Source organism: Yersinia sp. J1 (assembly GCF_050586585.1).
GTDB classification, from domain to species: domain Bacteria; phylum Pseudomonadota; class Gammaproteobacteria; order Enterobacterales; family Enterobacteriaceae; genus Yersinia; species Yersinia entomophaga.
The window spans coordinates 168,414-191,870 of the sequence record NZ_JBOBDP010000005.1 but is presented as its reverse complement, the minus strand read 5'-3'; the positions used below and the strand labels follow the sequence as shown (position 1 = coordinate 191,870).

The following is a 23,457-nucleotide window of genomic DNA, read 5'->3' as shown; positions in this document are numbered from 1 at the left end:
TTTTGCGTTTTATTAATTTCAAATAATTTGAAAATGCAAGTGAGAACTATTATCATGCGCGATTGTTTGTTTTTAGTGAAACATCATGGGAATAATTTCAAGAATATTAATAACCTGCCTGTTATTAATGTCATTTAACGCTCAGGCAAAAAAACTCAAGGATATTATGGGGCGTCAGGTTGTAGTACCTGAGAATCCCCAGCGCATCATCTTAGGCGAGAGCCGAATGCTCTATACCTTAGCGTTACTTGAAGAGGGCAATCCGGCTCAGCGAATTATCGGCTGGCCGGGGGATTTAGCCTATTACGATGCTCAAAGTTGGCAGCAGTACGTTGAGAAATTCCCTGATATTGAAAAAGTCCCAATTATCGCGCAGGGGAATATCCGTCAGATAAATGTCGAGAAAATCATAGAGCTTCATCCCGACGTGGTGGTGTTGCCGCGCTATGCCAAAAATGATGCCGATGAAGAAGTCATGCTTAGCGGATTATCGAAAGCCGGTATTCCGGTGGTGTACGTCGATTTACGCGTCGATATGCTGAATAACACGGTTCCCAGCATCCGATTATTGGGGGAGTTACTGAACCGTCAGGCTAGAGCCGAGCAGTTCATCACTTTTTATCAGCAACATATGCAGGTTATCCAACAACGGCTGGCACAACATCAGGGTCCGAAGCCCACGGTGATGCTTCAGTTGCATCTGGGGCGTAGAGAAAGCTGCTGTACCACCGCTTCCCGCGGTAGCTTGGGCGATTTAATTGATTTCGCTGGTGGGGACAATATTGCTCGCTCGCGAATTAAAACTGTCTATGGCGAGCTGAATCCTGAAACCATTCTGATGGCCAACCCAGACGTTTATATTGCAACCGGTATGGCTGGCCCAACGGGTAAGCGTCTTTCCAGCCTGCAATTAGGGCCGATGGTGAGCGCCAGTCAGGCTCAACACAGTTTTCAGCAATTAATGGCCGGGCAGCCCATCATTTCTCACTTGAATGCCGTTCAGCAGCACCGTGCCTACAGCATGTGGCACAACTTTTATCTCAGCCCTTACCACGTTGTGGCGGTGGAGATGTTTGCCAAAGCGTTTTACCCCGATCTTTTTGCCGATATCGACCCACAAAAAACATTCCAACAATTATATGAACAATTTTTGCCGTTAACTTTTTCAGGGACTTATTGGAGTAACCTCAACAATGAAAATCAGTGATATTCGTCGCTTGCCTTGGCTCGGTCTGCCTTTGCTGGTGGCGATGCCAGCCGCTCAAGCTGAAACTGCGCCGCACAGTGAAAAAACCAAAATGGTGGTGATTGGCCAGCTTAGCGAAGAAGATTCCGACAGCTATCAGCCCACCACATCAACGACCGGAACGCGAACCTCAACCAACTTGTTGAATGTTCCGCAGGCTGTCAATGTGGTCGCTCCGCAGGTATTGCGCGATCAGGCGGTGAGAAATATTGATGAAGCGTTATATAACGTCAGTGGTATCACTCAGTCCAATACGTTGGGCGGTACGCAGGATGCGCTGATGAAACGCGGCTTTGGCGATAACCGCGACGGATCGATTTTACGGGATGGCGTACGGTCGGCGCAGGCTCGTAATTTCACTCCGACTACCGAGCGGGTAGAAGTGTTGAAAGGGCCCGCCTCAATGTTGTATGGCATGGGAGAGCCGGGTGGCGTCATCAACGTTATCACCAAGAAACCGCAGCTGGCGCAGCGTACTCATGTAGAAGGTTGGGGCAGCAGTTTTAACGGTGGTGGCGGTCAGTTAGATGTGACCGGCCCGCTGGGGCAATCCGGTTTTGCTTACCGTATGATTGTCGATCACGATGAAACCGATTATTGGCGTAACTTTGGCCGTAATCGTCAAACGGTTATCGCCCCGTCACTGATGTGGTATGGCGAAACGACAACCGTGCGTTTGGCCTACGAACATATGGAATACCTCACGCCTTTCGATCGCGGCACAATTATTGACTCACGCACAGGCAAACCGGTCGATACGACACGTAAACGCCGTTTCGACGAGCCTTTTAACGCTACGCGCGGCGATCAGGACAATATTACGCTACAGATAGATCAGGTGTTGAATGATAGCTGGAAAGGCTCCCTGACCTATGCTTATAACCGCAATCGCTATAGCGATAATCAGGCTCGGGCACTGTCTCTGAATGAAAATACCGGCGTACTAACCCGTCAGGCTGACGCCACCGCCAGCGCAGTAAGCCGTGCACAAGCGGTGCAGGCAACTTTGAACGGAGATTTGATTTGGGGAAGCGTGAGTCATCAAGTATTGGTCGGGTTTGATTATGAAGATAACCGTACCTATCGCGGCGATATGATTCGCGGTAAGAAAAACTCCGATTTTAATATTTACGATCCGATTTACGGCTTGATGCAGCCTTCTACGCAGGTGAGTGCTAAAGACAGCGATCAGCGTGAAAATCTTAAAAGTTATGGCTGGTTTGCGCAGGATTCTATTGAATTGGGTGATAAATGGATTTTGTTAGCCGGGCTGCGTTATGACAGCTTTGACGTTTTTGCTGGCAAAGGGCGTCCGTTTATCATCAATACACAGAGTTCGGATAGCAAATTGATTCCACGCACTGGCGTGGTGTACAAGCTGACGCCAGAAGTGTCTTTGTACGGTAGTTACAGCGAATCCTTCAAACCCAACTCATCCATTGCGACCCAGATCGGTGAATTGCCGCCGGAGCAAGGACAATCCTGGGAAGTGGGTAGCAAGGTCGAAATGGCCAACGGAGTGACCGGAACTCTGGCACTGTTTGATATTGCCAAACGTAATGTCATGGTGAATGAGCTTATCGGCACTGAAACTGTGACCCGAACCGCAGGTCGCGTTCGCTCGCAGGGCGTAGAGCTGGACGTGGCGGGGCAATTGACCGATAGCGTCAGCGCCGTTGCTACCTACGCCTACACCGATGCGCGGGTGACGGAAGATCCGAAAAATAAAGGCAATCAGATGGCGAACGTGGCACGCAACAGCGCTTCCTTGTTCCTGACCAAAGAAATGGGTTCGACCGGACTGTATGGTGGGGACGACTTACGGGTTGGCGCAGGTGTGCGTTATGTCGGAAAGCGGGCGGGAGATGCAGCAAACAGCTTTACTCTGGACGACTATACCGTAGCCGATGCCTTTATCGCTTACACCTTGCCAATTCAGGATTACCGAGTGAAATGGCAACTTAATGTGAAAAATCTGTTCGATACAACCTACTATCCTTCCAGCGGTAACCGTTATCGCGTGGCGATAGGCGAGCCTCGGCAGTTTGTGTTGAGAGCCAGCGTAGATTTTTGATACAAAATGCCCCTCAGGTTATTGAGGGGTAATTGGAAATAGGGTGTATCGTATAATTTACGGTTTCGTAAAGTTTGCACTACTCCTAATTACAGGTATGATTCGCTTTGGCTGTCGATAAGCCAGCAAATGTTTACTTTCTGTGGAACCGGTCCATGGTGGTGACCGGTTTTTTAATGCATAAACCTTATCCAGAGAATTTGATGCAAAAGGACGATCAGGCAATGACTCGAACTATCTTTATGGTAGGTGCACGCGGTGCGGGTAAAACAACGATAGGGAAAGCGTTGGCGCAGGCGTTGGGATATCAATTTATCGACACAGATTTATTTATGCAGCAAAGCAGCCAGCTCACGGTGGCAGAAGTGGTAGCCAAAGAGGGTTGGAAAGGGTTCAGGCTGCGGGAAAGTTTGGTATTACAGGAAGTTACCGTACCTAAAACCGTGGTGGCTACCGGAGGCGGCGCGGTACTCGCGGCAGAGAATCGGGCATTTATGCGTCGTCAGGGGATAGTGATTTACCTGCGTGCGCCGGCGGATATTCTGGCCGAAAGATTAGCCGAGGAGCCTGAAGACGCGCAGCGGCCGAGTTTGACTGGTAAACCTATTGCTGAAGAAATACAGGATGTGCTGGCTGTTCGGGAGGCGATGTATCAAGAGGTTGCCCATTATGTTCTTAATGCCAGTCAGGCCCCACAGTCAGTGGTACAACAAATTCTGGAATTATTGGCTGATGCCACGGTGAAATAATTTACTACAGGTGAAAATCTGAGTTAAAACGGCGATTTATCGCCGTTTTTCATTTCTATCAACGGTGTTTCCTCACTAGAGTCGTCAGTCAGGGGAGTGGCATGTTTTTGTCGTGACTTTTCTCGTCATTATTGTCTGAATTGTATAGCAAGAGTACAATTATATCCCACGTAATAATTTCAGTGTAAATCCTCTGTTTACCTGCATCGGATGCCAATTAAGGCGAGGCTGATGAGACATATCAAGCTTTATCTCCGTCAACACCGTAACTTCATGCCGGCTTTCTGGTCGATCTCCATCATTGTATTTGAAGCTTCACTGGCCGTTTATATCTTACGTAATCTCTAACTTATCCGCCTGACTTTCGGTTGTACTGAAAATGTGAACAGGGTTTCAGTCAATATTTTCAGCAAAGCCCATATTTTCAGCAAAGACTCTGTAAGAGAGGCGTTATTTAGTTTCTACAGGTAATTAAATATCAGAGCATTATTTTCATAATTTTGAGTAATTACATCTTTGTAGTTATCAGAGCTTTATCCTGCCACTAATTAATTAATGAGAATTAAACTTGTATTTTTTCGTTTTACTTCGATAAAAATTTCAATTTTTCATTATAAAGTATGTGTGTTAGCTAATTATTGTATTTTAAATTAAATAAAAAACTTGACGATATGACAGAAGGATTCTAGTTTTATTTCATTCAATCGGGAACTTAGTTTCATATATTGGAACTCATTTAAAATGAGCACATTAGAAAATGCTTCGGCAGTACTAAAGTTATTTTCCAAACAAAACGTCATGCATGCTCATCCGGGTATTTCCTTTAGCGATGTTATTAACCAATTAGGATTGGCAAAAAGTACGACGTCACGTTTATTAATGACGATGGAATCGGAAGGTTTATTAGAGCGAGATCCGGATACGCGGTTGTATCATATTGGTCGTTTATTATTATCAATATCCAGCCAATATCTCTCTACGCCTTTAGTCGATATGGCGGCTTCAATGATGATTAAATTGAGTCAAATAACGCGCTGCACCGGTTATATTTCTGCGTTGGATGGGCAGGAAATTATGGTTTTGCGAATGTTTCAGGGGCAACAATTTTTACCGGTGGTTACGCCGGTTGGTACCCGTTCTCCTGCCGCGGAAACCTCAGTGGGTCGGGCTATTTTGGCTCGCCAGAGTGACGATGAGGTTCGTGAACATTTTGGCTCTTATAAACCACGCTCTGCCAATGCTCCGCAGAATCTGGCAGCATTATTAGATAAGTTGGCAACGGCGCGCCAGGTCGGCTGGACTTTTGCTCGTAATGAGACTTTACAAGGCGTTAGCTCAATAGCGACTAATATCAGCAATAAGCATCGCAGTGAAACGATTGGGCTATGTTTGTCTTTTCCGAGTTCGGATGAACCCCCGTTTTACCCCAGTGAATATGTTGAAGCATTAATTTCTACAACCAGATTATTAGCTGAGAAATTAAATGATGATTACTGGTTGAAAAATAATAATTTATAGCTAGCTAAGATTTGCAAATTTTAACTTTATTTAAAAAATATTTTTTATTTGCTTTATTTCTCCATGGGAAGACCTGTGAGCCAAATAAACTCCATTGATAGGAGTTTGGCCATTAATAATAACCTAATTAGCGCCTCACCAGGGAACTAATATTATCGTGTTATTTGATAGCTAGCGCTAACACCAGCGGAACTCAGGGAGATAAAAATGGAGCAAACATCAGGGAATCAACTAAGGGATATCGGCACGCTGGTAGTGATGATATTTCTTTCTAGTATTGGCGCAATTATTGGCGTCCAATTGATTACAACTTTAGGGGTGACACCCAATACTTCAATCATTGGTGCATTATTTGCCATGTTATTGGCTCGTATCCCTCTAAAGTTTTTTCAACGCTATCGATCCATTCATACACAAAACCTGGCACAAACTGTTATTTCGTCGGCAACCTTTGGTGCTGCAAATAGTCTGTTGATGCCTATTGCTGTTCCTTATGTTATGGGGCAGCCAGAGCTAATTTTACCGATGTTTTGTGGCGTCGCCGCCGCGATGTTACTGGATGCCTATTTACTCTATCGATTATTCGATACCAAAATTTTTCCAGCAGAGAATGCCTGGCCGCCGGGCGTTGCAGCAGCAGAAGCGATTAAAGCCGGTGACAAAGGGGGCCGTCATGCCTGGCTGTTGGTCGTCGGCGTGGGAATTGGCGTCGTCGGGGCCATATTCAAAATTCCGATGGCCGCTTTTGGCACCGCCTTTATCGGTAATATTTGGGCATTAAGCATGTTTGGCGTGGGATTATTGATTCGTGCCTATATTGAACCGCTTATCGGATTTGATATTAATGCCAATTATATTCCCCACGGAGTGATGGTCGGAGCAGGATTTGTGGCTCTGATTCAGGTCATCCAGGTGATTCGTAGCAAGAAAGTATCGGATAAAAAGAACTATACCCAACCGGCAACGGAGGTTCGTAAAGCGCTCGGTATAGGTGCCGTGGGTTATGTCGTGATTGCGGCCTTGCTGGCGCTGGCTGGTGGGCTTTACAGCGATATGTCTACCGGCATGTTGATCGGTTTTATTTTTTATGCCGCTTTTGCCGCTTTTATTCACGAACTGATCGTTGGCATTGCAGCTATGCACTCCGGTTGGTTCCCAGCTTTTGCCGTTGCTTTGATCACACTGATCGTCGGTATTTTGATCGGCTTTCCGCCGTTGGCATTATGCATCTTAACCGGTTTTACAGCTGCAACTGGGCCTGCTTTTGCTGATATGGGCTTTGATCTGAAAGCCGGATTTATTCTGCGAGGATACGGTAAAGATCTGAAGCAGGAGCTGATAGGGCGGAAAATCCAGTTATTTGCGGCGCTGATTGCTTTTGTTATCGCCATTCCGGTGGTGTGGTTCACTCATATGGGGTATTTCGCACAGGATTTAGTGCCGCCGATGGCGCGCGTTTATGCCAAAACCATTGAGGCCGGTGCGCAGCCAGGCATTGCGTTTAGCCTGATGATTTGGGCTATTCCAGGCGCAATTATTCAGTTGATTGGCGGCCCAAAACGTCAACTTGGGATACTGCTGGCGACGGGATTACTGATCAATAACGCGCTAGCCGGTTGGGCTGTGGTGCTAGGAATTGCTTTGCGCATTTTGATTACTAAATGTTGGGGTGAAAAGGGGCGTACACCAATGCAAATTATGGCGGCAGGTTTTATTGCCGGCGACGCATTGTACAACTTCTTTAGCTCCATTTTATCCAGTAAGGGCAAATAGCTATGCCGCTGCCTGCTGAGACCTAATGATGAAGGATAGTCCTGATGAGCTTGCAACAAACATTACGCGTTTTTGAAATGATTGATAGTGCCCATGTTTCTGGTCAGGATATCGTGGAACTGTTTGTTGATTATTCAGGAGTTAAGGCCAGCACGGTCCGCGCCACTGGGCCAAAAGGCAGCACGGATTTTGTACGAATAGAGATTGCGGGAAGTGCGGGTAAAACACTGGGTGGCACGGCGCCAACGCTGGGCATTATCGGCCGTTTGGGCGGTATTGGTGCGCGGCCTGAACGCATTGGTGTGGTTTCTGATGCTGACGGTGCCATTGCAGCCATTGCCAGCGCGCTTAAACTGGCGGAAATGCGTAGTAAAGGCGATATTTTGGCCGGTGATGTGGTGATAACCACTCACATTTGCCCCAATGCGCCAACTCGGCCACACGATCCCGTCGATTTTATGGATTCCCCTATTGATGACATCACCATGAATGATAACGAGGTGATGCTGGAAGCCGATGCGATTTTATCGATTGATACCACTAAAGGTAATCGCATCATCAATTATAAAGGCTATGCGTTATCCCCTACAGTTAAGCAAGGTTATATCCTGCGCGTTGCCGAAGATTTGCTACGTATTATGGAGATGACCAGCGGAAGCCATGCCGTTACATTCCCTATTACTATTCCAGATATCACTCCTTATGGTAACGGTGTGCATCACCTAAACAGTATTATGCAGCCCTCAACGGCCACTTCAGCGCCGGTGGTTGGCGTCGCCATTTGTACTCAGTCGGTAGTACCCGGCTGTGGAACCGGTGCCAGCCATGAGACAGATATCGCGCTCGCGGTAAAATTTGCCGTAGAAGTAGCGAAAGAGTTTGGCCGTGGAACCTGTCAGTTTTATGACGAATCCGAATATGCACGGCTTATTGCACTTTATGGCTCTTTGATACATCTACAACAACGCCATCCCGAACATGGCGAAGCCGCGCTATGAATGCGTCATTGGCAACATTAACCCTAGGTCAGGCACCGCGCAGCGATATTATGCCGCTGTTATCCCAATACCTACCGTCGGATGAGGTTATGCATATTGGCCTGCTGGATGGGCTGGATTGGAAACAGGTAGAGGAACAATATCAGCCAATTGAGCGCGGCGACCATGTGCTGGTTTCGCGTTTGAGCGATGGCACTCAGGTTTCTTTGGCTGCAAGCAAAGTGGAACGCGGTTTACAGCAGAAAATTGAGCAACTTGAAGCGCAGGGATGTCGCATTATTTTACTGCTATGCACCGGGCAGTTTCATCATTTGAAAACCCGAGAGGCACTGCTGCTGGAGCCGGATCGCATCATTCCGCCTTTGATCGCGGCGATTGTCAGCGATCATCAGGTCGGGATCGTAGTGCCACTCTCAGAGCAAATCGAACAGCAGGCCGCCAAGTGGGAAATGCTGGCGTCACCTCCCTGTTTTGCCATCGCCAGCCCTTATTTGGCCGATGAGCAGGCACTTGAGCAAGCTGCGCAAACGCTGCTGCAACAGGGGGCACAGGTTGTTGTGTTGGATTGCATTGGCTATCACCAAAAACATCGCGATTTTTTACAGCGTCGGCTCGAAATACCGGTTTTGTTATCGAACGTGCTGGTGGCGAAGCTGGCTGCTGAACTGATTATGTAACGCTGTGATTAGATAATTCTTCTGTTGTTATCATCACCGGGGTCGATTGCCCCGGTTTTTTTGCCTCTATTGTACGCTTTATCAGCAACCACCCCAGTGAATCGGCTTGCGATCGCATTTTGTCGTAATAATCAGTGACAGAATCAATGCTGTGACCCTAATATGAAATCTCATCAATGATTAGGATGCGGGTGCCAAACTATGCTGAAATTTAATGAATATTTTACCGGGAAAGTGAAGTCCATCGGTTATGACAGTAGCAGCATTGGGCGCGCGAGCGTTGGGGTAATGGAAGAAGGGGAATACACTTTTAGTACCGCCCAACCCGAGGAAATGACGGTAATTACTGGGGCATTGAAAGTCTTGATCCCAGGCTCTCCTGACTGGCAGGTGTTTATGCCGGGAGAAACTTTTTACATTCCTGGACAGAGTGAATTTAACCTGCAAGTTGCAGAAGCCTCTGCTTATCTGTGTAAATACCTAAGCTAATCAAAATATTGCCCTCTCCATGCCAGAGGGGGCAACGTCTTCAAATGCGCGGCAAACTTAGCGTTGCGCTTCGCCACCCAGAGCTTCAATCAGGTTTTTGATCAATGCTGCCAGTTCGCTGGTCATCAGAATAAAATCGGCGTCGAAACGCTGGGCGAAATCATCCCGATCGATATCATCATTTTGTTCGCGCAGTGTATCTGAGAATTTCAGGCGCTTGAGCGAACCGTCGTCAGACAGCACCAATTGCACGCGTTCTTGCCAGTCAAGTGCCAATTTGGTGACTAATTTACCCGCTTCGATATGTACCGCAATTTCATCGCTGACTAAAGCCTGCTTCTTGCAGCGGATAATGCCGCCTTCTTCCAGAATAGCCTTCAGCTCTGCTTCGTCCATCAACGCGAAACCGGCAGGTAATTCACCGGAGCGAACCCATTCGGTCAATGTTAGTTCGATAGGGTTTTCTAAAGTTAAAGGTACGACAGGCAGCGAACCCAGGCTTTTACGCAGCAACGCCAGCGTGTCTTCGGCGCGTTTGGCACTGGCCGCATCGACCATAATCAAATCGTTAACCGTATCAATCCATAGGAATGTTTGGTTAAAACGGCTGAAAGCGCGCGGTAACAGGCTATGCAGAACTTCGTCTTTTAACGAGTCTTTTTCCGTTTTCTTTAGTTTGCGGTGCTGTTCACCTTCCAAACGCTCGATTTTGGCCTGTAGCTCTTGCTTAATCACCGGTGAAGGCAGGATTTTTTCTTCTTTACGCGCACAAATAATGATTTGCCCATTAACTGTATGGGTTAAAGCATCGCTGTGAGAGCCCATCGGAGGCACCCAACCGGTCTTGGCCATATCCTGGCTACCGCAAGGGGTGAAAGAAAGGGCGCTTAACTGTTTTTCCATTTCGTCCGCAGACAGTGAAACTTCCCGGCTCAAACGGTAAACCATTAAATTTTTAAACCACAGCATAGTGTTATCCCAAGCTCGGGCGCGCTTAAAGCACGCGTGTTAATCAAACGCAGGGCGGCATGATAACGAATTGAAGCCGCAGTCCCTAGCAAAATAGCGTGATGAATTGGGGGCTGAATCGAAATATTGCGTGAAAAAGTACTACAACGCATGGCTCGCTGAGGGTGATGAATTATTTAAATTGTCGGTAGCGTCAAATAGATAAATGCAAAGATTGTGAGATACCTAATGATTGTCCAAACTAGTATGCAATAGCTAATAATCGGCACGTCTGAATTTGCGGAATGATGCGTGACTCCGTTAAAAAATTTCGCTGAAAATAAAGTCATCAGCTCAATGAGGTGAGGCGCAATGCGCATTGGTATAGATTTGGGTGGTACTAAGATAGAAGTCATTGCACTGGCGAATGATGGGCGAGAGCTTTTTCGTAAGCGGATTGAAACGCCTCGTCATGACTATCATCAAACGTTATCGGCTATTGCCGGTTTGGTTACGGATGCGGAGGTAGCTACTGGCGAAAAAGGAAGCGTTGGCGTAGGTATTCCGGGCACTTTGTCCCCCTTTAGTGGGAAAGTAAAAAATGCCAATTCGGTATGGTTGAATGGGCAGACGTTGGATCGCGATTTATCTGACTTGCTTGCCCGTCCGGTCAGACTGGCTAATGATGCTAACTGTCTGGCTGTTTCCGAAGCGACAGACGGTGCCGGAGCAGGGAAACATTTGGTCTTTGCGGCAATTATTGGTACTGGCTGTGGGTCGGGTATCGCTATTGGCGGGCGTGTTCATTCTGGTGGAAACGGTATCGCCGGTGAATGGGGGCATAATCCGTTGCCGTGGCAGGATGAGGATGAACAACGTTATCAATTAGAGGTTCCCTGCTATTGCGGTAAGAAGGGCTGTATCGAAACCTTTGTGTCAGGTACGGGCTTTGCTATGGATTATTTTCGTTTAAGCGGCAATCTCTTGAAAGGACATGAAATCATTACTCTGGTGGAACAAGGCGATGTTATTGCCGAGCAGGCGATGCAACGCTATGAGCAACGATTCGCGAAATCACTGGCTCACGTGATTAACCTGTTCGATCCGGATGTGATTGTATTGGGCGGCGGTATGAGTAATGTCGATCGTTTGTATCGTACATTGCCTGATTTGATACGTCCGTGGGTATTCGGCGGGGAGTGTGAAACGCCGATTCACAAGGCGATACACGGTGACTCCAGCGGCGTGCGTGGTGCTGCATGGCTGTGGCCACAGCAATAGTGTGATTGCCTGACTGTCGCTCCTTCGGGCGGCTACAGGCATATCAGGAATCTTATCAGGGCAGTTTGGCGGCTAATAGCCTCGTCCGTTGCCTTTGTCCATCAATGGCTATATTTATGCGCAATACCCAATACCCAATACCCAATACCCAATACCCAATACCCAATACCCAATACCCAATACCCAATACCCAATACCCAATACCCAATACCCAATACCCAATACCCAATACCCAATACATGCTAGATCTCTATGTGACGCTTAATTTCATTATGTATTAGAGAATATGAATAGCCGCTTTTCTCAACCTGTAATAAGCGGCTATTGGTTGGCGAAAGCGGCATTAGATTAATAGCAAAGGGTGCTAATTTACCTAATGCCACAAACTCTAGATTCAACGTTCACTAGGCATTCACGAGTTGATATGAAGTAATCTTACGGTCTGAGCTTGGATTTTGGCTGCTTCTTGCTTCATCTTTCCATAACTCTGCGCTTAATTAACTGCAAAAGCATTATCAAGCCTGCTAATGCCTAATCCATTAATTTTCTTAACTTTGATTTGCACCGGTATGCGTTCTTTCATTGCCTCGACGTGGCTGATCACACCGATGGTTTTGCCCGTCGCATTCAGGCTGTCGAGAGCATCCAGCGCGGTATCCAGCGTTTCGGCATCCAAAGTACCGAAGCCTTCATCAAGGAACAACGAGTCGATACTGGTTTTATGGCTGACCAGATCGGAAAGTGCTAATGCCAGAGACAGGCTGACCAGGAAGCTTTCACCTCCTGAAAGCGTGCGGGTATCCCGAATGGCATCGGCCTGCCAGGTGTCTACGACCAGTAACTCCAGTGCATCATTGGTTTTCCGTTGGAGTAAATAGCGGCCATGCAGTCGGTTAAGCTGGTTATTAGCCAGATAAACCAGATGATCGAGAGTCAAGCCCTGAGCAAACTTACGGAATTTATCCCCTTCCTTTGAACCAATAAGTTGATTGAGGTAGCTCCAGTCATCGTATTGCTGCTGGTTATGTTCTATCTGCTCGAACAGGGCTGATTGGCTGGCACGTCGATGTGTATCGCTCTCTAACTGATTACGCAGTTCCCCCTGACGCAGGGTGTTAGCTTTTAGCTGCAGAGCCATCTGCTCTGCAATTCCTTGCCGTTCGGATAAATCGCTGTGTGGGGAGATACCTGACGGACAATGTTTCAGGTGTTGGTTGAGGCTGTCATTCGCTTGCTGCAAGCGGATTACTGCTTCTTGCAAGCGTTCATTCAACTGCTGTTGCAGTTGAAGTAAAGAGTGGCGTTGGCCTTCATCTAATAAAGCTGCTGCAAAAGCGACTTCAGTATCAAACTCGCTGGCGGCAAGAGCCTGTTGGAATTCGGCCTGAGTTTGGGTGGCCTTCTGCTGATATTGCTGCAACTGCTGTTCCAGTTGAGCTAATTCACCGCCCAATCGGCTCAACTGAGACTGCAACTGTTGCAGTGCTTCGTTGGCGGCCTTTTGCGCTAGCTCGATTTGCTGTTGCTCTGTTCGCAGTTTTTGTCGTTCGTCGGCAACAACCTTATCGCCAAACAGCTCTTGACGTTGATGAATATATTGCTGCAACGCACGGTTTGCCTGGCTGAGCTTTTGCTCAATATTCAATAATTGGTCGCGGTATTCTTTTTGGCGCTGGCGTTCGCTTTCTATCCGCGTTTCCAGCGTTTTTTGTTGTAATACCAGCTGTTGCTGATTCTGCTGATTCTGCTTCCAGCGCAGCCATTCATATTCCCGCAGATCTAGCCACTCAGTTTGCTGCTCTGGCTCCGGCTGCTGTAGATCGAGATTGATTAATGTATTGAGGAAATCCTGTTGCTGCAGTCGATATTCGTCCTGCTGACGCTGGTCGGTCTGCTGTAACTGCTGCTGAGATTGCTGAATGTTTTGCAGGCGTTGTTGTTGCAGGCCGACTTCACTCAGGTTCTTCTGCTGATTCTGCTCGGCTTGAACCAATGCGTCTTTAGCTCGCTGATATTGTTGGTTGAGTCGCTCAAATTCGGACAGTTTCTGCTGATATTCTTGCTCTTCCTGCTCCTGTTGCTCTAGCCACGCAGTTAACTGAGCCGGTTCATCCAGAGTGAAATTCAGAGCTAGCCGCGCGGTCAGCGCCAGCCAGTTTTGCTGATGTTCAGCTAACTGCAGACCACTTTGTCGTAATTCTTGTTCCAGACGTGATTTCTGCTGCTGCAGATTTTCTTTTTCGGCTTTTAATCCGCTGCCCGTCTTAGACAGCTCATCAACCTGCGCACGTAGTGCCTCCACGCGCAGCGCAGTTTCAGACGGTTTTACCGCTTGATATTCGGCTATAGCCGGGTGTTCTAGGGATCCGCACAGTGGGCAGGCTTTTCCTGACTGCAATTTGGCTCTTTCTGCCGCCAACGTCACAATCTGTTTTTCGCGATCCCATAGCGTTTCCAAATCAGCAAGGTGCTGTTTTTGTTGGGCGTATTGCTGTCTTTTTTCTATCAGCTGCTGCTCGAGTTGTACCAGTTTCTGGTTTTGATCGAGCAGATATTGTTGGTTTTTCTGATGTTGGGCCTGTAGCTGTAGAGCCAGCGGCGATAAGGCTGCGAGCCGTTGACGGGTATTTCTTTGCTCGCCAAGTTCAGCAAGCCGTTGACGCAATTGTGCCTGAGGTTGCTGTTTTTCTAGCGCCTCCAGCTGTTGTTTGCTGGCGTCAGCCTGCATTGTGGCTTGCGCCAATGCAGCCTGCTGCTGTACGCCTTGAGCGCTTAGTACGGCGAATTTCTGTTGCAGCTCAACAATCTGCGCCGCTTGTTGTTGCAAAATTTGCTGATTATCAGCGAGTTGTTGGCGTTGGCTGTGCTGTTGACGGAACTGTTCTTTCCAGAGCGGCAGATGCTTTTCCCAATGTTGATGATGAGTATTTTGCTGAATGTAGTCAGCTAACTGTTGCAGCCCCTGATGAGTTTCCATTAGCAGGCGTTCATCTTGTTCAAGCTGTTGCTGGCTTTTCTGCGTTTTATTCTGCTGTTGAAGTTTATCCTCATCGAGTTGCGACAAGGTTTTCCGTTGAGCGGCAATATGGTTGTCTAACGGAATTATATGCTGTTCAATCAGTGTTTCCTTCTCGCGCTGTCGTTCAGCGTGCTGTAACTGGGCGCTGGTGGCCTGCTCCAAGGCTAGCGTCAGCGGCGAGAGCTGTAGCTGTTGTTGCTGTTGCAGCTGTTTTAAGGTTGCGATATGTTGCTGCGCTTGCTGCCAATCTTGCAGGCAGCGATCCCGTTCTTGTTGCAATGGACGCAGTTTTTCTGCGGGTTCACTGCGCGCCAAACGCTGGAGATCGGGCTGAACCCGTTGATACTCTTCTTCCACCTGCAGATGTTGTTGAGCGTATTGCTGCACATTATGTTGCAACTGGCGCAAAACCGTAATCCAGGCGACCTGATTTTGCAGATTGAGCAATTCGACGCTGAACTGTTGTTCCTGCTGATGCAGCGCGTCTAACTGTTGTTGTAAATCCTGCCGCTGTTCTTCATTCATCAGCTCAATGCCATTGGCTCGTAAATATAAGGCATCTAGCTCGGCTTTAGCCTGTTTATGCTTTTCAAAGACCTGCTCGGATAAGCGACCGTAAATTTCTGTGCCGGTTAATTCCTCCAGCAGCTCGGCGCGATCGTTAGCATCGGCGTTCAAAAAGGCGGCAAACTGCCCTTGAGATAGCATCATGGATTTAGTGAAACGGCCAAAATCCAACCCGGTAATCGAGGCGATAAGTGACAATTTATCACCGACTTTATCCGCCAGTATTTTACCGTCCGCGCATAGGGCTAACTCGACTTTAGGAGCTTGCAGATTGCCTTCAGGAGAGTTTTTTGCTCGTCGTTGGCTCCAGAATGCGCGATAGCTGACGCCTTTTACCTCAAATTCCACTTCCGCCAGTGACTCAGCGGTGTGGCGTGTCATGAGCTCATTTTGGCTGGGTGAGACTTTTATCCGTGGCGTTTGGTGATACAGCGCCAAGCAGATCGCGTCTAATAACGTTGTTTTTCCGGCACCGGTTGAGCCAGTAATGGCGAAAAGACCGTTACTGGCAAAAGGCTCGGCGGTAAAATCAATCTTCCACTCGCCTTGTAATGAGTTAATGTTTTTTAGGCGCAGGCTTAAAATTTTCATACTTATTCTTCTCTTGCATCGGCATTCAGCGTGACTTCATCGACAACTTGTTGAAACATTTCCCGCATTTTCTGCTGCCGTTGTTCGGTCAGCTCCGTTTCTAACGCGAGGCGACGTTCGAATACGTCGCTGACGCTTAGCTCATTCAACGTTTCTTTCTCTTGCTGATGAATACTGTTTTGGCGCTGCTCTTTACTGCGGCGCAGGAGTACCACTTCAACCGGGAGATTCTCCGTCAATGCCTGAATGCGTCGCTGAATATCGCTGAGATAGTCTTGGGTGGCGACTTCAATATCCAGCCATACCGGTGGGCCGGAAAGTTGGCTAAAGGCAGCGAGCTGCTGCTCTATCTGCCGTAAATCCCCTTTGATTAATTGCATCGGTTGCCACTGCGGGACAGTCAGAGTCTCCACCCCGGCAAGGCTTTGCCCTGAGAACTCCACCAAAAATACGCTCTTCTCTTTATTCAGTTCATCAAAACTGAGAGGAATCGGGGAGCCGCTATAGCGAATATGCTCCGACTTTGCTACCTGCTGAGCGCGGTGGATATGGCCCAGAGCGATATAATCAGCGGGGGGGAAAGCCTGAGCAGGGAAGGCGTCAAGCGTGCCGATATAAATGTCTCGAACTGAGTCGGAGGTGCTGACGCCTACGGTCGTTAAGTGACCCGTGGCGATAATGGGCAAGGGTAATGCTAGCCGCTTGCGCAGGTTGACCGCCGTTTGATAAAGCTGCTGATAATGTGCCGCGATGGCTTCTTGTAGTGCTAATTGTTTTTGCGATCCGGATTCTCCCGCCTGACTGGCGATCAGATCTCTTGGGCGTAGAAAAGGGATCGCACACAGAATGGCTCCGGGCTGATCTTCACGATCGTGTAGAATGAAAACCTGTTGTTCCAGATCGTTGCTGGCGTGGGCAATCACCTTGGTATTGAGATAGGCCAACAGTTCGCGTGACTCATTTAAGGTTGCGACAGAATCATGGTTACCGCCAAGAACCACTAACTGACAGCCCGTCGGCTGAAGATCGACCACAAACCGGTTATATAACTCGCGGGCGTAGCTCGGTGGCGAACCTGTGTCGAAGATATCGCCGGCAACAATTAACGCATCAACCTGATGTTCTTCAACTTTTTGGATTAGCCAGCGTAAAAAAGCCTGATGCTCCGCCGCCCGGCTTTTGGTGAAGAAATACTGGCCTAAGTGCCAGTCTGAGGTATGTATAATGCGCATAAAACTCCCGCTAGGGCAGGTTATCAATGGCGCTGATTATAAACGTTGAGAAGGGGATGTCGCGGTTAAAAAGGAGGATTGGTTGAAATCCCAGAACGGCTTCGCAAAGTTGCTGAAATAACCTTGCAACACCCTTTCGGTTAGCCGCTATGCTTATTGGCTGCAAAGGGATGGTTTTTTCATAAAACTGTCATAAAACTGACGCATAATGGCGCGGAAATCAAATAGCAACCGCTAACATATTGGCAGGATTGACGATGGCAAGACGCATACTGGTGGTGGAAGACGAAGCGCCGATTCGCGAGATGGTGTGTTTTGTGCTGGAGCAAAACGGCTACCAACCGTTAGAAGCCGAAGATTATGACAGCGCGGTTACGCGCTTGTCCGAGCCTTTCCCTGATTTGGTACTGCTAGACTGGATGTTGCCAGGCGGCTCTGGGATTCAGTTTATCAAGCATATGAAACGTGAAGCCATGACCCGGGATATTCCGGTGATGATGCTGACCGCCCGCGGTGAAGAAGAGGATCGGGTGCGCGGGCTGGAAGTGGGAGCCGACGATTACATTACCAAGCCTTTTTCTCCCAAAGAGCTTGTTGCCAGAATCAAAGCGGTGATGCGCCGAATTTCACCGATGGCCGTGGAAGAGGTGATTGAAATGCAAGGGTTAAGTCTCGATCCTTCTTCTCATCGGGTCATGGCTAACGAGAAAGCGTTAGACATGGGGCCAACCGAGTTTAAATTACTGCATTTCTTTATGACTCACCCGGAGCGGGTTTACAGCCGCGAGCAGTTGCTAAATTATGTTTGGGGCACTAACGTTTATGTGGAAGACCGCACTGTTGATGTCCATATCCGCCGTTTACGCAAGGCGCTTGAATCCGAAGGGCATGACAAAATGGTGCAAACCGTCCGGGGCACCGGATACCGTTTCTCAACGCGCTATTAAGTATGTAGTGCCGGAGAATGTGTCGTGCTAGAACGCTTATCATGGAAAAGGCTGGCTATTGAGCTGGCACTTTTTTGTCTGCCCGCGCTATTGCTCGGGCTTTTCATTGGTTATCTCCCTTGGCTATTACTGGTTTCAGTATTGGCAGCGCTGATCTGGAATTTTTATAACCAGCTAAAACTTTCTCATTGGCTATGGTTAGACCGAAGCATGACGCCGCCGGCCGGACGCTGGAGCTGGGAGCCGCTGTTTTATGGTCTTTATCAGATGCAACTGCGTAATCGGCGGCGGCGGCGTGAGCTGGCGCTGTTGATAAAACGTTTCCGCAGCGGCGCTGAATCCTTGCCCGATGCGGTGGTTATGACGACCGTAGAGGGAAATATCTTTTGGTGTAATGGATTAGCGCAGAATTTACTGGGCTTTCGTTGGCCGGAAGATAACGGCCAGCACATTCTTAACCTGCTGCGTTACCCGGAATTTACCCATTATCTGCAACAGCAGGAATTCAGCCGCCCATTGACCGTGCAGCTTAATAATGGCCATTACGTTGAGTTTCGCGTTATGCCTTATTCAGAAGGGCAATTACTGATGGTGGCGCGAGATGTCACGCAAATGCGTCAACTGGAAGGCGCGCGGCGAAATTTCTTTGCCAACGTTAGCCATGAATTACGGACGCCGTTAACTGTACTGCAAGGCTATCTGGAAATGATGCACGATCAGGAACTGGACGCGGCATTGCGCGGTAAAGCCTTGAATACCATGCAAGAGCAGACCAAACGGATGGACGGTTTGGTGAAGCAATTATTGACGTTATCAAAAATCGAAGCAGCACCAAATGTGGATATGAATGAGCGAGTGGATATTCCACTGATGCTGAAGCTACTACAGCATGAGGTTCAGGCGTTAAGCAGCGGTCGCCATGAGATTACTTTCCGCGTGAATGAACAGCTTAAAGTGTTTGGTAATGAAGACCAGTTGCGCAGTGCCGTATCCAATCTGGTGTATAACGCGGTAAATCACACGCCAACTGGTACAAAAATCGAAGTGTGCTGGCAATTGACGCCGCAGGGCGCTCAGTTTCAGGTCAGTGATAACGGGCCGGGCATTGGGCCGGAGCACGTTCCTCGTCTTACCGAGCGCTTCTATCGGGTAGATAAAGCTCGTTCGCGGCAAACCGGCGGAAGTGGGCTTGGGCTGGCGATTGTTAAACATGCGCTGAGTCACCACGATGCGCGTTTAGAGGTCATGAGTGAAATTGGTTTGGGGACGCGTTTTGTCTTCACCTTACCGAAGCGATTGATTGTTCCCACGGTTTTAGCTGAGAATGCGGTCAAAACCTAGGCTTTACGGACGATATTCTGATGATGAAATGGAGCCAAACGGCGTTACTGAGTGCAATGTTATGGGTCAGCACTCCGGTTTTTGCTCAGGCACCGGTTGGGATGCTTTCCGGTAATCTTTCCAGCGTAGGCTCTGATACGCTGGCGAATCTGATGTCTCTGTGGGCGGAAGATTTCAATCATCAGTATCCGAGTATTAATCTGCAAATTCAGGCCGCCGGTTCGTCAACCGCACCGACGGCTCTGGCCGCAGGTGCAGCTCAACTTGGCCCGATGAGTCGTCCGATGAAAGCCGCCGAGATTGCCGCTTTTGTTCAACGCTATGGCTATCCTCCTTTAGCCGTGCCAGTGGCGGTGGATGCGTTGGTGGTTCTGGTGCATCAGGATAATCCGCTGGTGGGGCTGAGTTTGTCACAGCTGGACGCCATTTATTCGCAAAATCAATTATGTGGTGATAATAAGCCAGTAAACTTATGGGCTGATCTTGGGCTGAAAGGCCCGTGGGCTGGGCGTTCTCTCCAGCGTTATAGTCGGAACTCAGCTTCCGGCACCTACGGTTATTTCAAACAGCGTGCTTTGTGCGGCGGCGATTTTCGCAGCCAGGTCAATGAATTACCTGGTTCAGCCTCGGTGGTTCAGGCTGTAGCAACCTCGCTGAACAGTATCGGTTATGCCAGCATTGGTTTTCGCGCCAGCGGCGTCAGATTATTACCTTTGTCGGTATCAGGGCAGGATTACGTCATGCCAACCGCCGAAAATGTTCGAAATGGCCGTTACCCCTTGTCCCGCTATCTTTATATCTACGTCAATAAAGCGCCTGATAAACCTCTAGAACCGCTAACGGCGGCGTTCTTGCAGCGAATTCTATCTCCAGAAGGGCAAGAACTGGTGAGTCGTGACGGCTATCTCCCCTTATCGCAAGAAAGCTTGAAAAAGGCCCGTTCAGCGCTGGGATTTACCCACTAATTTAGTTGGATATGAATTTATTTCATATGCAGTGAAAATTCCTCTATTGAATCAAAATAGATGAGATGACACTCTCCAGTCAATTTATTTGGACGTCTGGATGTCTATTTGTAACTCAAAGAAACTATCCATTCGGTAAATTATTTGTGCCGTGGCGGCTTTAGTCGGCGGTATAGGATCTGGAGCCTGTTATGCAAAGAACGACCCCTGCTTTTCGCGCCGATGTTGTCGGCAGTTTGCTGCGTCCTGCGGCGTTGAAACAGGCGCGCCAGCAGCGCCTGAACGGTGATATCAGCGCTAGCCAGTTACGCGAAATTGAAGATAACGAAATCAGGTACATAGTGGCAAAGCAGCAGGAGGCGGGGCTGCAATTGGTGACCGATGGCGAATTTCGTCGGGCCTGGTGGCATTTCGATTTCTTCGAAGGTTTGGAAGGAGTTGAAGGTTACGATGTCGAGCAGGGCATTCAGTTTAACGGCGTTCAGACGCGCGCTCGCAGTATCAAAGTGGTTGGCAAACTGGGCTTTAAATCCCATCCAATGCTGGAGGATTTTCGTTTTTTACAAAGTATTGCCGGAAACTCCGTGGCTAAAATGACTATCCCCAGCCCGAGCGTGCTTCATTTTCGCGGAGGCCGTAACGCTATAGATAAGCAGGTTTATCCCGATCTGACCGCGTATTTTGACGATTTAGCCCAGACCTATCGTGATGCTATTCAGGCCTTTTATGATGCGGGCTGCCGTTATTTACAGTTGGACGATACTGTGTGGGCTTATCTGTGTTCGGACGATCAGCAGCGTCAGATCAGAGAGCGTGGTGAAGATCCAGAGCAGTTGGCGCAGATCTATGCTCAGGTGCTCAATAAGGCACTGGCAGGCAAGCCGGCGGATTTGACTATTGGTTTACATGTGTGCCGCGGTAATTTCCGCTCGACCTGGATTTCAGAGGGCGGTTATGAGCCAGTAGCGAAAATATTGTTTGGCACAGTTAACGTCGACGCTTTTTTCCTTGAATATGACACGGAACGTGCCGGTGGTTTCGAACCTCTGCGCTTTATCAAACCGGGGCAGCAACAGGTGGTTTTGGGGCTGATTACCTCGAAAAATGGCACCTTGGAACAACCGCAGGCGGTGAAAGAACGTATCGCCGAGGCGGCCAAATTTGTCGATATTGAACAACTCTGCCTTAGCCCACAGTGTGGCTTCGCTTCGACGGAAGAAGGGAATAGCCTGACGGAGCAGGATCAGTGGAAAAAACTCAGGCTGGTAGTCGATATTGCTAACGACATTTGGTGAGTTTTTGGGCGGTGAAGGCCGCCCAATGCTAATAATTGATTAAAAATGATACAAATCATATGGCGTGTATTTCTCAATAACCGACATGTTTAACTAGTATTGAAGAATTATCTGGTTGATGACTCTGCTTTTCCGATCCAGACTTGCCTTTCTCCGCTATAAACGTTCTACTTAGCCCCCGTTGTTGGTTTATTCCATCTGCATATAACTTCAAAAACACTGCAAATCATCGAAACCGATTAGTCGGAAATTAGCGCTCTCTGTGAAGCGTTATAGCGTTTTCGATCGAGCCGGAAAGACAACAACCCAGGGTTTTCCTTTTTGGTCCTTTTAACTAGGCAACACGACAACCACTATGAGTCATCGTTTATCATCTAAAGACATACTGGCATTAGGTTTTATGACCTTTGCCTTATTCGTCGGCGCGGGCAACATCATTTTCCCGCCTATGGTTGGCCTTCAGTCTGGCGAGCACGTTTGGATAGCCGCACTTGGCTTCCTGATCACTGCCGTGGGTCTGCCGGTCATCACCGTTATTGCATTGGCGCGCGTTGGTGGCGGTATTGATGCGCTGAGTTCGCCAATTGGTCGTACTGCGGGCCTGGTTTTGGCGACCGTCTGTTATCTGGCCGTCGGCCCACTGTTTGCTACTCCGCGTACTGCGACCGTTTCTTTCGAAATTGGTATTGCTCCGTTGACTGGCGATGGCCCATTGCCGTTGTTTATTTATAGCCTGATCTATTTCGCGCTGGTTATTGGTATTTCGCTTTACCCAGGCCGTCTACTGGACACCGTCGGGCATATTCTGGCTCCGCTGAAAATTGCTGCACTGGCTATTTTGGGCGTTGCTGCGGTTCTGTGGCCTGCTGGCCCGCAGATTCCTGCAACCGAAATCTATCAGCAAGTGCCTTTCTCTTCCGGTTTCGTTAATGGTTATCTGACCATGGATACGCTGGGAGCAATGGTATTCGGTATTGTTATCGTGAATGCTGCGCGTTCTCGCGGTGTAGTTTCTTCCGGCTTGCTGACTCGCTACACCATTTGGGCTGGCTTAATCGCTGGTGTGGGTCTGACGCTGGTTTACCTGAGCCTGTTCAAACTGGGTGGCAGCAGCGGTACGTTGGTACCTGATGCGCAAAACGGCGCAGTGATTCTGCATGCTTACGTACAGCATACCTTCGGCGGTTTGGGCAGTATGTTCCTGGCGGCGCTCATCTTCATCGCCTGTATGGTCACTGCGGTTGGCCTGACCTGTGCTTTAGCCGAATTCTTTAGCCAATATCTGCCGTTGTCTTACCGAGCGCTGGTATTCATTCTGGGCATTTTCTCCATGTTGGTATCCAATTTGGGGCTGAGCCATTTGATTCAAATTTCCATTCCAGTAATGACGGCGATTTATCCTCCGTGTATTGTGCTGGTGATTCTGAGCTTCACTCTGCGTTGGTGGCGTAATGCCAGCCGTATCGTGGCTCCAACTATGTTGGTCAGCCTGTTGTTCGGTATTTTGGGTGGAATCAAGACATCGACCTTTGCGCATTTCCTGCCTGCTTGGACTGAACAGTTACCGTTGGCGGGCCAAGGCCTGTCTTGGTTGCCACCTTCCTTGTTGATTCTGGTGGTGGTAGCGGTCTACGATCGCATTTGTGGACGTCAACGAGTTACTGCCAAACAGTAATTGCCGCAGAAGAGAGTATCTTTAGCCACGCGCCTTTGCTCGTGGCTTTTTGCTGAAAGAAGACGGGATATT

General features: G+C 48.5%; 18 protein-coding genes. 14 read left to right on the top strand and 4 right to left on the bottom strand.

Annotated features, from left to right (window positions below):
* Window positions 1-85 precede the first annotated feature (85 nt).
* The 8 genes from ACQ4OC_RS10685 to ppnP all read left to right on the top strand — a co-directional run bounded on the left by ACQ4OC_RS10685 (window position 86) and on the right by ppnP (window position 9,524).
* A complete protein-coding gene (locus ACQ4OC_RS10685) occupies window positions 86-1,207 on the top strand; it encodes an ABC transporter substrate-binding protein (RefSeq protein ID WP_064514151.1) in 1,122 nt (373 codons plus the stop codon).
* Window positions 1,194-3,320, top strand: a complete 2,127-nt coding sequence (locus ACQ4OC_RS10680; RefSeq protein ID WP_430971159.1) for a TonB-dependent siderophore receptor — start codon at window positions 1,194-1,196, stop codon at window positions 3,318-3,320. Before ACQ4OC_RS10685 ends, ACQ4OC_RS10680 begins: the two co-directional genes overlap by 14 nt.
* A gap of 224 nt (window positions 3,321-3,544) precedes the next feature.
* Window positions 3,545-4,069, top strand: a complete 525-nt coding sequence (gene aroL / locus ACQ4OC_RS10675; protein WP_064518297.1) for a shikimate kinase AroL — start codon at window positions 3,545-3,547, stop codon at window positions 4,067-4,069.
* 741 nt (window positions 4,070-4,810) lie between these two features.
* Window positions 4,811-5,587: an IclR family transcriptional regulator gene (locus ACQ4OC_RS10670; RefSeq protein ID WP_064514149.1), complete on the top strand. Its 777-nt coding sequence runs from the start codon at window positions 4,811-4,813 to the stop codon at window positions 5,585-5,587.
* Between the two features lie 207 nt (window positions 5,588-5,794).
* The gene (locus ACQ4OC_RS10665) at window positions 5,795-7,360 is read left to right on the top strand and encodes an OPT/YSL family transporter (RefSeq protein ID WP_064514147.1); all 1,566 of its coding nucleotides are present in this window, start codon (window positions 5,795-5,797) and stop codon (window positions 7,358-7,360) included.
* Between the two features lie 44 nt (window positions 7,361-7,404).
* Window positions 7,405-8,358, top strand: coding sequence for a DUF1177 domain-containing protein (locus ACQ4OC_RS10660; RefSeq protein ID WP_064514144.1), 954 nt, complete (start codon window positions 7,405-7,407; stop codon window positions 8,356-8,358).
* Window positions 8,355-9,035 carry an AroM family protein gene (locus ACQ4OC_RS10655; RefSeq protein ID WP_120806675.1) on the top strand — a complete coding sequence of 227 codons (681 nt, stop codon included), beginning with the start codon at window positions 8,355-8,357 and terminating at the stop codon, window positions 9,033-9,035. Before ACQ4OC_RS10660 ends, ACQ4OC_RS10655 begins: the two co-directional genes overlap by 4 nt.
* A gap of 201 nt (window positions 9,036-9,236) precedes the next feature.
* A complete protein-coding gene (gene ppnP, locus ACQ4OC_RS10650; RefSeq protein WP_049598469.1) occupies window positions 9,237-9,524 on the top strand; it encodes a pyrimidine/purine nucleoside phosphorylase in 288 nt (95 codons plus the stop codon).
* Between the two features lie 57 nt (window positions 9,525-9,581).
* Here the strand turns inward: ppnP and rdgC are convergent, their stop codons facing one another.
* Window positions 9,582-10,493, bottom strand: coding sequence for a recombination-associated protein RdgC (gene rdgC / locus ACQ4OC_RS10645; RefSeq protein WP_064514140.1), 912 nt, complete (start codon window positions 10,491-10,493; stop codon window positions 9,582-9,584).
* A 351-nt stretch (window positions 10,494-10,844) separates the two neighbouring features.
* Between rdgC and mak the strand changes: the two genes are divergently transcribed.
* Window positions 10,845-11,753, top strand: a complete 909-nt coding sequence (mak, locus tag ACQ4OC_RS10640; protein ID WP_064514138.1) for a fructokinase — start codon at window positions 10,845-10,847, stop codon at window positions 11,751-11,753.
* Window positions 11,754-11,808: 55 nt separating this feature from the next.
* On the opposite strand, the gene ACQ4OC_RS10635 is transcribed toward mak, so the two are convergent.
* The 3 genes from ACQ4OC_RS10635 to sbcD all read right to left on the bottom strand — a co-directional run bounded on the left by ACQ4OC_RS10635 (window position 11,809) and on the right by sbcD (window position 17,162).
* Window positions 11,809-11,994, bottom strand: a complete 186-nt coding sequence (locus ACQ4OC_RS10635) for a hypothetical protein (RefSeq protein ID WP_430971158.1) — start codon at window positions 11,992-11,994, stop codon at window positions 11,809-11,811.
* 252 nt (window positions 11,995-12,246) lie between these two features.
* Window positions 12,247-15,930: an AAA family ATPase gene (locus ACQ4OC_RS10630; RefSeq protein WP_120806676.1), complete on the bottom strand. Its 3,684-nt coding sequence runs from the start codon at window positions 15,928-15,930 to the stop codon at window positions 12,247-12,249.
* Window positions 15,931-15,932: 2 nt separating this feature from the next.
* Entirely contained in the window at window positions 15,933-17,162 is a 1,230-nt protein-coding gene (sbcD, locus tag ACQ4OC_RS10625; RefSeq protein ID WP_064514135.1) for an exonuclease subunit SbcD, read from the bottom strand.
* A 257-nt stretch (window positions 17,163-17,419) separates the two neighbouring features.
* On the opposite strand from sbcD, the gene phoB reads away from it, so the two are divergent.
* The 5 genes from phoB to brnQ all read left to right on the top strand — a co-directional run bounded on the left by phoB (window position 17,420) and on the right by brnQ (window position 23,385).
* A complete protein-coding gene (phoB, locus tag ACQ4OC_RS10620; RefSeq protein ID WP_049598476.1) occupies window positions 17,420-18,109 on the top strand; it encodes a phosphate response regulator transcription factor PhoB in 690 nt (229 codons plus the stop codon).
* Between the two features lie 24 nt (window positions 18,110-18,133).
* Window positions 18,134-19,450, top strand: coding sequence for a phosphate regulon sensor histidine kinase PhoR (gene phoR, locus ACQ4OC_RS10615; RefSeq protein ID WP_064514133.1), 1,317 nt, complete (start codon window positions 18,134-18,136; stop codon window positions 19,448-19,450).
* Between the two features lie 23 nt (window positions 19,451-19,473).
* Window positions 19,474-20,415: a PstS family phosphate ABC transporter substrate-binding protein gene (locus tag ACQ4OC_RS10610; protein WP_120806682.1), complete on the top strand. Its 942-nt coding sequence runs from the start codon at window positions 19,474-19,476 to the stop codon at window positions 20,413-20,415.
* A 191-nt stretch (window positions 20,416-20,606) separates the two neighbouring features.
* Window positions 20,607-21,710, top strand: a complete 1,104-nt coding sequence (locus tag ACQ4OC_RS10605; RefSeq protein WP_430971157.1) for a cobalamin-independent methionine synthase II family protein — start codon at window positions 20,607-20,609, stop codon at window positions 21,708-21,710.
* Between the two features lie 355 nt (window positions 21,711-22,065).
* Window positions 22,066-23,385: a branched-chain amino acid transport system II carrier protein gene (gene brnQ, locus ACQ4OC_RS10600; protein WP_064514129.1), complete on the top strand. Its 1,320-nt coding sequence runs from the start codon at window positions 22,066-22,068 to the stop codon at window positions 23,383-23,385.
* The last annotated feature ends 72 nt before the right edge of the window (window positions 23,386-23,457 follow it).